The sequence below is a fragment of the Streptomyces sp. Ru62 genome, from assembly GCF_002920615.1.
In the GTDB taxonomy this organism is placed as follows: domain Bacteria; phylum Actinomycetota; class Actinomycetes; order Streptomycetales; family Streptomycetaceae; genus Streptomyces.
The window spans coordinates 352,422-364,449 of sequence record NZ_PQSU01000001.1 but is presented as its reverse complement, the minus strand read 5'-3'; the positions used below and the strand labels follow the sequence as shown (position 1 = coordinate 364,449).

General features: G+C 72.8%; 11 protein-coding genes. 4 read left to right on the top strand and 7 right to left on the bottom strand.

The features are described from left to right. Positions 1 to 59: 59 nt before the first annotated feature. A complete protein-coding gene (locus tag C3492_RS44070) occupies positions 60 to 188 on the top strand; it encodes a hypothetical protein (RefSeq protein WP_258055431.1) in 129 nt (42 codons plus the stop codon). A gap of 6 nt (positions 189 to 194) precedes the next feature. Here the strand turns inward: C3492_RS44070 and C3492_RS01775 are convergent, their stop codons facing one another. The 6 genes from C3492_RS01775 to rsmI all read right to left on the bottom strand — a co-directional run bounded on the left by C3492_RS01775 (position 195) and on the right by rsmI (position 6,130). Then, entirely contained in the window at positions 195 to 1,088 is an 894-nt protein-coding gene (locus tag C3492_RS01775; protein WP_103809902.1) for a 4-(cytidine 5'-diphospho)-2-C-methyl-D-erythritol kinase, read from the bottom strand. Then, positions 1,085 to 1,990 (bottom strand): 16S rRNA (adenine(1518)-N(6)/adenine(1519)-N(6))-dimethyltransferase RsmA, encoded by a 906-nt coding sequence (gene rsmA, locus C3492_RS01770; RefSeq protein WP_103809901.1) that lies wholly within the window; start codon positions 1,988 to 1,990, stop codon positions 1,085 to 1,087. The genes C3492_RS01775 and rsmA overlap by 4 nt, the downstream gene beginning before the upstream one ends. Positions 1,991 to 2,164: 174 nt before the next feature. Then, positions 2,165 to 3,529 (bottom strand): resuscitation-promoting factor, encoded by a 1,365-nt coding sequence (locus C3492_RS01765; RefSeq protein ID WP_103809900.1) that lies wholly within the window; start codon positions 3,527 to 3,529, stop codon positions 2,165 to 2,167. Between the two features lie 153 nt (positions 3,530 to 3,682). Beyond that, positions 3,683 to 4,582: a TatD family hydrolase gene (locus C3492_RS01760; protein WP_103809899.1), complete on the bottom strand. Its 900-nt coding sequence runs from the start codon at positions 4,580 to 4,582 to the stop codon at positions 3,683 to 3,685. Positions 4,583 to 4,629: 47 nt separating this feature from the next. Then, complete coding sequence (locus C3492_RS01755) at positions 4,630 to 5,043, bottom strand: hypothetical protein (RefSeq protein ID WP_103809898.1); 414 nt, start codon at positions 5,041 to 5,043, stop codon at positions 4,630 to 4,632. A 238-nt stretch (positions 5,044 to 5,281) separates the two neighbouring features. Then, on the bottom strand, positions 5,282 to 6,130 hold the full coding sequence (rsmI, locus tag C3492_RS01750; protein ID WP_030650478.1) for a 16S rRNA (cytidine(1402)-2'-O)-methyltransferase: 849 nt from the start codon (positions 6,128 to 6,130) through the stop codon (positions 5,282 to 5,284). A 148-nt stretch (positions 6,131 to 6,278) separates the two neighbouring features. Here rsmI and C3492_RS01745 point away from each other — a divergent pair, with 148 nt between their 5' ends. The 3 genes from C3492_RS01745 to C3492_RS01735 all read left to right on the top strand — a co-directional run bounded on the left by C3492_RS01745 (position 6,279) and on the right by C3492_RS01735 (position 11,542). Next, complete coding sequence (locus C3492_RS01745) at positions 6,279 to 8,036, top strand: dolichyl-phosphate-mannose--protein mannosyltransferase (protein ID WP_181140140.1); 1,758 nt, start codon at positions 6,279 to 6,281, stop codon at positions 8,034 to 8,036. A 107-nt stretch (positions 8,037 to 8,143) separates the two neighbouring features. Then, a complete protein-coding gene (locus tag C3492_RS01740) occupies positions 8,144 to 9,778 on the top strand; it encodes a penicillin-binding transpeptidase domain-containing protein (RefSeq protein WP_103809897.1) in 1,635 nt (544 codons plus the stop codon). Between the two features lie 96 nt (positions 9,779 to 9,874). Beyond that, positions 9,875 to 11,542, top strand: a complete 1,668-nt coding sequence (locus tag C3492_RS01735; protein WP_103809896.1) for a penicillin-binding transpeptidase domain-containing protein — start codon at positions 9,875 to 9,877, stop codon at positions 11,540 to 11,542. A gap of 20 nt (positions 11,543 to 11,562) precedes the next feature. On the opposite strand, the gene C3492_RS01730 is transcribed toward C3492_RS01735, so the two are convergent. Next, the gene (locus tag C3492_RS01730; protein WP_103809895.1) at positions 11,563 to 11,901 is read right to left on the bottom strand and encodes an SsgA family sporulation/cell division regulator; all 339 of its coding nucleotides are present in this window, start codon (positions 11,899 to 11,901) and stop codon (positions 11,563 to 11,565) included. Between the last annotated feature and the right edge of the window lie 127 nt (positions 11,902 to 12,028).

Sequence of the window (12,028 nt, the reverse complement as noted above, 5' to 3'; positions counted from 1 at the left end):
CCGCGGGGGTCAGCCTTCTAGCGTAGGGCCTGCGGGGGTGAGGGCGGGGCGCGAGGGGGTTGTCGGCTCGCGAACGCGGCGAGGCCAGCGGTACCTACGCGTTGACAGGCACCTATCACGACCACGTCAAGGTGAGCGTCCCCACCTACGACATCCTCATCGACCTGACCACCTTCAACCAGTACTGAACCTGCTCAGAGCACCGTCGCCCCCGCCACCGGCCCCCCCGCGGTCCGCACCGCCCGGCACGTCCCCGACCCCCGCAGGGCCACGGCCACCTTCTCCGCCGACTCGGCGTCCCGCGTGAGGAACGCCGTCGTAGGACCGGAACCGGAGACCAGCGCGGCGAGCGCACCGGCCCCGCGCCCCGCCTCCAGCGTGTCCGCGAGCTCCGGGAAGAGGGACAGGGCCGCAGGCTGAAGGTCGTTGGAGACGGCCGCCGCCAGCCCCTCCACGTCCCCCTTCGCCAGTGCCTCCAGCAGCTCCGCCGACGCCACCGGCTCCGGGATCTCCCGTCCCTCGGCCAGCCGGTCGAACTCCCGGAAGACGGCGGGCGTCGACAGCCCCCGCCCGGCCATCGCGAAGACCCAGTGGAAGGTGCCGCCGGTCTCCAGCGAGGTCAGCCGCTCCCCGCGCCCCACTCCCAGCGCCGCCCCGCCGACCAGGCTGAACGGCACGTCACTGCCCAGCTCGGCGCAGATCGCGAGCAGCTCGGCGCGTGACGCCCCCGTACCCCACAGCCGGTCGCAGGCGAGCAGCGCGCCCGCGCCGTCCGCGCTGCCGCCCGCCATGCCACCGGCGACCGGGATGTCCTTGGCGATGTGGATGTGGACGTGGGGCTCGATGCCCCGGCGCCCGGCGAGGGCGATGGCGGCCCGCGCGGCGAGGTTGCTGCGGTCCAGCGGGACCTGGCCGGCGTCCGGGCCCTCGCAGGTGATCCGGAGTTCGTCGGCAGGGGTCACCGTCACCTCGTCGTACAGGCCGACGGCGAGGAAGACGTTGGCCAGGTCGTGGAAGCCGTCGGCGCGGGCCGCGCCCACCGCGAGCTGGACGTTGACCTTGGCGGGGACCCGGACCGTGACGCTCACTCGCCGCTCTCCTCGTTCGGTCGTGCGGGGGTCGCCCCCCGCGCTGACGCGGCCTCCGCGATCCGCGCGAACTCCTCGACGGTCAGCGACTCGCCGCGCGCCTGCGGCGAGACCCCGGCCGCGACCAGGGCCGCCTCGGCCGCCGCCGCGGACCCGGCCCAGCCGGCGAGCGCGGCCCGCAGGGTCTTGCGGCGCTGGGCGAAGGCCGCGTCGACGACGGCGAAGACCTCGGCCTTGGAGGCGGTGGTCCTGATCGGCTCGGCCCGCCGCACCAGAGACACCAGCCCGCTGTCGACGTTCGGCGCGGGCCAGAAGACGTTGCGCCCGATGGCTCCGGCCCGCTTCACGTCGGCGTACCAGTTGGCCTTCACGGACGGCACTCCGTACACCTTGTTGCCGGGCGCGGCGGCGAGCCGGTCGGCCACCTCGGACTGCACCATCACCAGCGTCCGCTCGATGCTCGGGAAGGTGTCGAGCATGTGCAGCAGCACGGGGACGGCGACGTTGTACGGCAGGTTCGCCACCAGGGCCGTCGGCGCGGGTCCGGGCAGCTCGGTGACGTGCATCGCGTCGGAGTGGACCAGCGCGAAGCGGTCGGCGCGGTCCGGCATGCGCGCGGCGATGGTGGCGGGGAGGGCGGCGGCGAGTACGTCGTCGATCTCCACGGCGGTGACGCGGTCGGCGGTCTCCAGCAGCGCGAGGGTGAGCGAGCCGAGCCCCGGGCCGACCTCGACGACCACGTCGTCGGGGCGGACCTCGGCGGTACGGACGATACGGCGGACCGTGTTGGCGTCGATCACGAAGTTCTGGCCGCGCTGCTTGGTGGGACGGACACCGAGCGCCGCCGCGAGCTCGCGGATGTCGGCGGGGCCGAGGAGGGAATCGGGGGAGGGGCTGCTCACGGGACAAGGGTACGGGGCCGTACCGGGCCGGATCGCCAGGTGCCCCGCGCCCCGGAGGGACGCGGGGAACTGCGCGAGCGACCACGACGGGCCCGCGGCCGGGTGACGGCCTGTGCCGCACGGGGCATCCGCACGGGGCATCCACACGGCGCGCCCGCTCGGCCCCGCTGCCCCCTACCCCCGCAGTCTCGTCCCGCAGTGCGGCCAAGGGCTCGCCCCCCGCCGGATGTACAGCTTCTTCGCCCGGGACGTCTGCTCCTCCGCCGAGGCGTCCTGGGGCCGGCCCTTGCCGCCGAGGCTCTGCCAGGTGCGGGTGTCGAACTGGTACAGCCCGCCGTACGTCCCGGATGGGTCGACCGCGTCGGGCCGGCCGCCGGACTCGCAGGCGGCGAGCGCGCGCCAGTTCAGGCGGTCGGCGTCCCGCACGGAGGGCGGCCGGGGCTTGGTGCCCACCTTGATCACCTGTGCGCGCGGCTCGCGCACCACCTCCGACCGCTCGGGGCGCGGCTTCTGCCGTACCCCGTTGACGGTGCGCACGTAGTAGGTGGTCCGGCGCAGTCCCGGCTGACCGGGCCGCGCGACGACCTCGGTGCCCTGGAAGACCGTGGGGTCCGAGGTCCGCTCGACCGCGAACGGGATCTGTTCCTCGTGGATCTCCCGGGTGCTGCTCACCCGCAGCACGGTCACCGTCTGCCCGTCGCGCGGGAAGCTGTCCGGCGGGACGGAGGTGGTGTCCTGGCCGCGCAGCGTGATCCCGGCCTCCTCGACGGCTTCCCGGACGGTGGCCGCGTTGGTGCGGATGGTGCGGGTCCGGCCGTCCGCCAGGACGGTGACCGCGCGTTCGGTGCGCACGTCGAGCGCGAGCCCGGCGCGTCCGATGGGCCGGGAGCGCGAGGTCGACAGATACGCGCCCTCGGCGCGCACCCCCAGCTCGTCCAGCGCGCCCTCCACCGTGCGCGCCGTCGTCCACACCTCGCGCCGGCGGCCGTCCAGGGTGAGCCGTACCGGGCGCCCGTACCGCACGGCGACGGCGTCGCCGCTGGCGAGCGCCGTGCCGCGGGCGGGCGCGATCATGTCGTGGGTCCCCACGCGCACGCCCTCCTCGGCGAGCAGTTCGCTCACGTCGTCGGCGAACGTGTGCAGGCTGCGCTGTCTGCCGTCGACGCTCAGCTCGACCGCCTTGTCGTTGGCGACGAAGGCGGTGGTGCCGCCGGCCAGGAAGGCCACGACCAGCGCCTGCGGCAGCAGGCGGCGCACGGTGGAGTCCGGGCGCTCGCCGTAGCGGGCCTTGCGCCGGCGCGGAGCGGGCCCACCGCTCTCCTCGGACGCCTCGGGAGCCGGCGTCTCGTGGGCCACCGTCCCGGGTGCGCTCGCCGTCCGCCGGGGCAGCGGCGGCGCCGGTTCGGTGACGAAGTACGCCTCTGCCTCGTAGGCGGGCCGGTAGGTGTCCTCATGGATGCCGTAGGGCAGCGTCTCCGCGGTATGGACGGAGGCGTCAGGTCCGTAGGGGTCGTACGTCTCGTACGGCGACGTGCTCACGCCGACACGCTCCAGGGGCCAGAGGGGTCCGGATCGGGCCCCCAGAACCTAGCGGAGCGTCGGTCACTCTCCAAAGCGACTCGACTACGCACCGTCGCGACACGGACGGTCGGTCAGCAGCGCGGGACGCACGGTCGCCCCTCTGACGGACGGTCAGTAGCCGAAGGCTCGCGCCGTGTTGGCGGCGAGGGCCGTCGCCAGCGCGTCCTCGTCGATCCCGCGCACGGCGGCCATCGCGCGGACCGTGACCGGAATGAGATACGGGGCGTTGGGCCGTCCGCGGTACGGCGCGGGGGTGAGGAAGGGTGCGTCGGTCTCCACGAGGACCAGCTCCAGCGGGGCGACCGCGACGGCGTCCCGCAGGTTCTGGGCGTTCTTGAAGGTGACGTTGCCGGCGAAGGACATGAAGTAGCCCTCGCGGGCGCAGATCCGGGCCATCTCGGCGTCGCCGGAGTAGCAGTGGAAGACGGTGCGCTCGGGGGCGCCCTCCTCCTTCAGGATCCTGAGGACGTCGGCGTGGGCGTCGCGGTCGTGGATGACGAGCGCCTTGCCGTGCCGCTTCGCGATCTCGATGTGGGCGCGGAAGGACCGTTCCTGGGCGGCCTTGCCCTCGGGGCCGGTGCGGAAGTGGTCCAGGCCCGTCTCACCGACGCCCTTCACCTGCGGTAGCCCGGCCAGCCGGTCGATCTCGGCGAGGGCCTCGTCCAGCGCCGCGTCGCCGCCGGGCTCCCGGGCGCCCTGCCTCGACCACCCGTCCGGGTCGCCGTGGACGATGCGCGGGGCCTCGTTGGGGTGGAGGGCGACGGTGGCGTGGACGTTCTCGTGTGCCGCCGCGGTCTCGGCGGCCCACTGCGAGCCCTTGAGGTCGCAGCCGACCTGGACGACCGTCGTGACGCCCACCGAGGCGGCCTTCGCCAGGCCCTCCTCCACCGTGCCGGACTGCATGTCGAGGTGGGTGTGGGAGTCGGCGACGGGCACCGCCAAGGGCTGGGGCAGCGGCGGTGCCGCGTTCTTGTCGGCGTCCTTGCTGCTCTGACCGGCGTTCGAAGGCATGCTCCGATCCTACGGAAGGTGCACGCCTCCGACGGCCGGCGATCCGCTCAGCCCGCCTTGCGGTGGAACGGGTGCAGCAGGTCGGACAGGTGCCAGTGGTGCGGCGCCCTGGCCTGTGCGGCCTGCGTGGGCACCTGCGGCGTCTCGACCGGGCCCGCCTGCGGCACGCGGTGGTGGTGCCGCCCGGCCGGGCCGCGCACCGCGGAGACCTGGCCCGCGCGCATGATCCGCACCACATGGCCGTCGCAGTTCTGGCAGGACGGCCGGCTCAGCGGCGACGGGACGACCTGGTCGTCGGCCACGTACAGCACGAACTCCTCCCCCTGCGCGTTCGTGTGGTGCTCTATCTCGTACGACTGCTCCCAGCCGTGCCCGCAGCGCATGCAGGCGAACGAGTACGACTCGTGAACGACGGCTGTGGCTGTGGCACGGAGGCCGGTCCGCCCTGCTATGTCACTCATGCCAGCTCCCTGTCGGACGGGTGCGTCCCTCTGGACGGGTGCGTCCCTTCGACCAGTGGACGCCTCCACCGGAGCGAATGCAGCAGGTCTGTCGAGTGTTGGAGGCGATTTGGACATCGCTTGCCAAACGGTCGCGAATGAGACGGCTGTGCTTTGCCATCGACGCCAGCCTTTTGCACCCCCATGGGGCGCACGGAGGCGCTCCCAGGGGGCGCGGAGGCCTACGTGACGACCCGCCTCACCCGGCGGAGCGCTTGGCCGCCACCACCGCGTCGAACACGACCCTCTTCGGCAGTCCCGCCTCCGCCGCCACCGCCGCGATGGCCTCCTTGCGGCGCTCGCCGGCCTCCTCCCGGACCCGGACCCGGCGCACCAGCTCCTCGGCGTCGAGTTCCTCGGGCCCGGTCTCGGGCGCGCCCTCGACCACCACGGTGATCTCACCGCGTACGCCCTCCGCGGCCCACCGCGCCAGCTCGGCCAGCGGACCGCGCCGCACCTCCTCGTACGTCTTGGTCAGCTCCCGGCAGACGGCGGCCCGCCGGTCGGCGCCGAAGACCTCGGCCATGGCGGCGAGGGTGTCGTCCAGCCGGTGCGGGGCCTCGAAGTAGACGAGGGTGCGCCGCTCGCCGGCGACCTCGCGCAGCCGGGACAGCCGTTCGCCGGCCTTGCGGGGCAGGAAGCCCTCGAAGCAGAAGCGGTCGACGGGCAGCCCGGACAGGGCGAGCGCGGTGAGCACGGCGGACGGCCCCGGCACGGCGGTGACCCGGACGTCCTGCTCGACGGCGGCGGCGACCAGCCGGTAGCCGGGGTCGGAGACGGAGGGCATGCCGGCGTCGGTCACCAGCAGCACGCGCGCGCCGCCGAGCAGCTCCTGCACCAGCTCCGGGGTGCGGGCGGACTCGTTGCCCTCGAAGTACGACACCACGCGGCCCTTGGGCGTGACGCCCAGCGCCTGGGTGAGCCGGCGCAGCCGCCGGGTGTCCTCGGCGGCGACCACGTCGGCGCCGGCCAGCTCCTCGGCGAGCCGGGGCGGCGCGTCCGCGATGTCGCCGATGGGGGTACCTGCCAGGACAAGGGTTCCAGTCACACCCCCATCCTCCCAGGAGATCCCGGGCCGCTTCCCCGGGATCCGGGGCCGGCTGCGGGGCGGCCGTGAGCGGGACGGAACCGACCGTGTCCGGACCGGTACCGCGCATGCACGGGACTCGCACAGGACGTTTCCCTACGATGGCGCGGTGACCAGTACCGCGTCCTCCATGGACCTCCGGCAGGACCAGGCACCGCACGACCGCCGGCCGCCGTGGCAGCGTCGGCTGCGCCGATTCGGGTACGCGCCGGCCACGGACGCGCCCTCGGGTGACGTACGCGACCGGCTGGTGCCGCCGTACGCCGAGCCGAGCCCCCGGCTGTGGCGGGGGCTCGGCGTGCCGCCGCTGCTCGCCGAGCGGCTCACGCGCTGGTCGGGCTGGGGCGGGCCGCTGCTGGTGACGCTGATGGCGGGCGTCATGCGGTTCTGGAACCTGGGCAGCCCGCGCGCGGTGATATTCGACGAGACGTACTACGCGAAGGACGCGTGGGCGCTCGTCCACCGCGGCTTCGAGGTGAGCTGGGACCGGTACGGCAAGACCGCCAACGACATGGTGCTCCAGCAGCACGGGAATCTGGCGATCCCCACGGACCCGGCGTACGTGGTGCACCCGCCGGTCGGCAAGTACGTCATCGGCCTGGGCGAACTGGTCTTCGGTTTCGACCCGTTCGGCTGGCGGTTCATGACGGCGCTGCTGGGCACGCTCTCCGTCCTGCTGCTGTGCCGGATCGGCCGCCGGATGTTCCGCTCGACGTTCCTCGGCTGTCTGGCGGGCGCGCTGATGGCCGTGGACGGCCTGCACTTCGTGATGAGCCGGACCTCGCTGCTCGACGGCGTGCTCATGTTCTTCGTGGTGGCCGCGTTCGGCTGTCTGGTCGTGGACCGGGACCGGGCCAGGGAGAGAGTGGCCGCCGCGCTGCCGGCCGGACCGGACGGGCGGGTACGGCCCGACGAGCGGGTCGCCGACGCCTTCCGCTTCGGGTGGCGCCCGTGGCGCTGGGGCGCCGGTGTCATGCTGGGCCTGGCCGTGGGCACCAAGTGGAACGGGCTGTACGTCCTGGCCGCGTTCTGCGTGATGACGGTCCTGTGGGACGTCGGCACCCGCAAGGTGGCGGGCGCGCGCCACCCGTACCTCGCCGTCCTCAAGTACGACACCGGTGCCGCCTTCGTGGCGACGGTCCCGGTGGCGCTGGTGGTCTACCTGGCCTCCTGGACGGGCTGGATCCTCTCGCCGGCCGACGGCACGGGCGGCTACTACCGCAACTGGGCGGCCACCGACGGCAAGGGCGGCACCTGGTCCTTCCTGCCGGACTGGCTGCGCAGCCTGTGGCACTACGAGCACGAGGTGTACAACTTCCACGTCCACCTGGACCAGCCGCACACCTACCAGTCCAACCCGTGGAGCTGGATCGTGCTGGGCCGCCCGGTGTCCTACTTCTACGAGTCCCCCTCCCCCGGCTCCGACGGCTGCCCGGTGGACGCGGGCCAGAAGTGCGCCCGGGAGGTGCTGGCGATCGGCACGCCGCTGCTGTGGTGGGCGGCCTGCTTCGCGATCCTCTACGTGCTGTGGCGCTGGGCGTTCCGCCGCGACTGGCGGGCCGGTGCCATCGCCTGTGGCATCGCGGCGGGATACCTGCCCTGGTTCCACTACCAGGAGCGGACGATCTTCCTCTTCTACGCGGTCGTCTTCCTGCCGTTCCTGTGTCTGGCGGTGGCGATGATGATCGGCGCGATCGTCGGCCCACGGGGTTCCACGGACACCCGCCGAGTGATCGGCGCCTCGGCGGCGGGCGTTCTGGTCCTGCTGATCGCCTGGAACTTCATCTACTTCTGGCCCCTGTACACCGGCCAGGCCATCCCGATCGACTCGTGGCGGTCGCGGATGTGGCTGGACACCTGGGTCTGAGTCACGGTTTCGACAACTCCGGTCACAGGGGCGGCGCAACCGCTTACAGTGCTCCCACGACCTGTTTTGAACATGTTCAACAGGCTGAACGGGAGGGGAAGCGCGCCATGCGCAACGGGGTCAAGGCGGCCGTCATAGGCGGCGTGTGCGTCACGCTGCTGGGCGGTGCCGGGTACGGGCTGTACAACGTCGCGTCCGCGCTGAACGGCGACGACGGTCCGGGGGGCTCGGCCGCCGTGCGGACCGGTCCGCCCAGCGGCTCCGAGGTGAAGGAGACGACCGGCGCGTTCTTCACCGCCTGGGAGAAGGGTGACGCGACCGCCGCGGCGTCGTACACGAACTTCCCGGAGGCGGCTCAGGAGTTGCTGTCGGCCTACGGCGGCACCGCGCACATCGGCAGGATACGGATCACTCCCGGCCGGGCCACCGGCGACACGGTGCCGTTCACGGTGCGGGCGACGGTGTCGTACGCCGGCGCCTCCCGGCCGCTCTCCTACCGCAGCGAGCTGACCGTCGTGCGCGGCGAGACCTCGCACCGCGCGCTGGTCGACTGGCAGCCCTCCGTCGTCCACCCGCGCCTGCGCAAGGGCGACACGCTCACCACCGGCGACTCGGCCGCCCCGGAGATCGAGGCCGTGGACCGCGACGGCAAGGTGCTCACCCGGGTGACGTACCCGTCCCTCGGTCCGATCCTGGACGAGCTGCGCCGGCGCTACGGCGACAAGACCGGTGGCCGGCCGGGCGTGGAGCTCGTGATCCGCCACCAGGCGGCGGCGGACGGCAGCCAGGCGGCGGACACCCCGCTGCTCACCCTGGCCAAGGGCAAGCCCGGCAGGCTCCCCACGACGCTCAGCGCGAGCGCCCAGGCGGCGGCCGAGAAGGCCGTGCTGAAGTACCCGAATTCCTCCGTCGTGGCCGTCAGGCCGAGCACCGGCGAGATACTCGCCGTCGCCAACAACCGCGACGACGGCTTCGACGCGGCCCTCCTCGGCGAACGCGCCCCGGGCTCCACCATGAAGATCATCAGCGCGGCGACGCTCATCGACAACGGCCTCACCACGGCGAACGGACCAGCGCCCTGCCCGCCGTCGGCCGTCTGGCAGAGCCAGACCTTCCAGAACCTCAAGGGCCTGGTGCCGGACGAGCACGCCACCCTCGCCGACAGCTTCGCCCGCTCCTGCAACACGGCGTTCGTGAAGTTCGCGGACGAGGTGAAGGTCGACTCCCTCACCCGGGAGGCCGAGGACCGTTTCGGGCTCGGGCGGAACAACTGGCAGGTCGGCGTGCCCACGTTCGACGGCCGGGTGCCGGCCTCCGGCGGCCCGGACACCGCGGCCAACCTGATCGGCCAGGGCCAGGTCCAGATGAGCCCGCTGAACATGGCCTCCGTGACGGCCACCGCGAAGACCGGCACCTTCCACCAGCCCCTGATCGTGCCGCTGAAGCTGGACGGCCGCGAACCGGCCCGCGCGCGCGGGCTGTCGCCGTCCACGGCCCAGCAGCTGCGCACCATGATGAACCGCACCGCGCGCAGCGGCACCGCGGCCGGTGTGATGGCCGGGATGGGCGGGGACGTCGGCGCGAAGACCGGTTCCGCCGAGGTCGACGGGGAGGCGAAGTCGGACAGCTGGTTCACCGGTTACCGCGACGACGTCGCCGCGGCGGCCATGGTCCAGGACGGCGGGCACGGCATCGACGCGGCCGGACCGATTGTCGCAAGCGTGCTACGGAACGCGGGCTGACGTCACCCGGGAAGACCGGGACTTTAAGGTGATTGCCGTCGTTGGGGAATGTGAGGGCTGCGGGGACCCTGGGAAAGGTGCGGAGGAACTGAGGCTGTGGGCAAGAGAAGGCGCGTCGCCGAGCGACGGAAGACCCGACCCGCCGTACTCGGCGGGATGATCGCCGTGGTGGTCGGCGGTGCCGGGTTCGGCGTCTACGCGCTGTACGACGGCGGTGCCGCGGCCGACGAGCGGTCCGCCGCCACGGCCGGCCACCGGACCGTCAGGACCGGCCCGCTCACCGCCACCGAGGTCCGCACCGCCTCCACCCGCTTCCTGACCGCCTGGCAGCAGGGCAGGACCGACCGGGCGGCGGACGCCACCGACGACCCCGCCGCCGCCGGGAAGGCCCTCACCGGCTACACCAAGGACGCCCACCTGAAGGACGTCACGCTCACGCCGGGAACGGCGAAGGGCGCCGAGGTGCCGTTCTCCGTGAAGGCGACGGTGGCCTACCGGGGCCTCAGCAAGCCGCTCGCCTACAGCAGTTCGCTCACCGTCGTGCGCCGGGCGAGCGACGGCGAGCCGCTGGTCGACTGGCACTCCGCCGTGGTCCACCCGGAGCTGCGGGACGGCGACACGCTCGTGACCGGCGCGTCCGGCACCCCGCCGGTCAAGGCGCTGGACCGCGACGGCGGCGAGATCGCGACCGCCAAGTATCCGTCCCTCGGCACGGTGCTGGACGGGCTGCGGGAGAAGTACGGCAAGAAGGCGGGCGGCACGGCGGGCGTCGAACTGCGCGTCGTGCGCGGCAAGGCGGCCAAGGACGCCAAGCTCTCCGACAAGACGCTGGTCGAGCTGAGCAAGGGCACCCCGGGCACCGTGAAGACGACACTCAGCCCCACCCTCCAGGCCGCCGCCGAGCAGCAGGTCGCGGGGCGCGCGCGTGCCTCGGTGGTCGCGCTGCGGCCCTCGACCGGTGAGATCCTCGCGGTCGCCAACAGCGGCCACGGCTTCAACACCGCCTTGCAGGGCTCGCTGGCGCCCGGCTCCACGATGAAGGTGATCACGTCGTCGCTGCTGATCGACAAGGGCCTGGCGTCGGTGGACAAGCCGCACCCCTGCCCCAAGACGTTCACCTACGGCGGCTGGAAGTTCCACAACGACGACGACTTCGAGATCAAGGGCGGCACGTTCAAGGCGAGCTTCGCCCGGTCCTGCAACACGGCCTTCATCAGCCAGGCGAAGAAGCTGAAGAACGACGACCTGACCAAGCAGGCCCAGCAGGTCTTCGGGCTGTCCATGAACAACTGGGCGATCGGCGTGCCCACCTTCGACGGCTCAGTGCCGGTGCAGTCGGCGGCGCAGATGGCGGCCTCGCTGATCGGGCAGGGCGGGGTGCGCATGAACCCGCTGAACATGGCGTCCGTGGCGGCGACCGTGAAGTCGGGCACCTTCCACCAGCCGTACCTGGTCTCGCCGTCCGTGGACCACCGCACGCTGGCCACCGCCTCACGCACCCTGTCGCCGAAGACGCTGTCCCAGCTCCGCGAGCTGATGCGGTACACGGCCGCGTACGGCACGGCCGCCGAGGCGATGTCGGGGCTCGGCCCGGACTACGGCGCGAAGACCGGCTCGGCGGAGGTCGACGGGCAGAAGAAGCCGAACGGCTGGTTCACCGCCTACCGGGGCGACCTCGCCGCCGCCGGCGTGGTCCAGGCGGGCGGGCACGGCGGTGACACGGCCGGCCCGATCGTGGCGAAGCTGCTGAAGCTCGGGAGCTGACCGGCCCCGCCCGGCCCCGATCAGCTCCGTACGGGCTCGACGGTGTAGGTGCGGCGCAGGAACCGCACCAGGGTCTTCGACTCGAACTGCACCACTTCGACCCCGTCGTCGGTGTGGAACTCGACCACCGCCTGGACGCGCCCGCAGGGCCACACGCGGACGTCGCCGCTCTCGGCGGGCGCCCGCAGTCCCCGTTCGAGGAGCGCGCGGGAGAAGGTCCACTCGTGCGGTCCGGGAAGCCCGACCCGGACGGAGCGGGGATCGGTGTCCGGGTCGTACCGCAGCACGACGGGTACGGCCCCCGGGTCCTCCTCGTCCGTGACGATATGAGCGCGCGCGTACTGTTCGACCACAGACATCGGACCGCCCTCTCACGCACCGTGACGTATGCGAAAGCCGTGCATCCGCTTTCCCTCAAGAGTCGCACATTTTCCGGATTGCGCCTCGGTGAGAGACGAGACTCGGTCTCTCTTGCAAAAGGTTCGC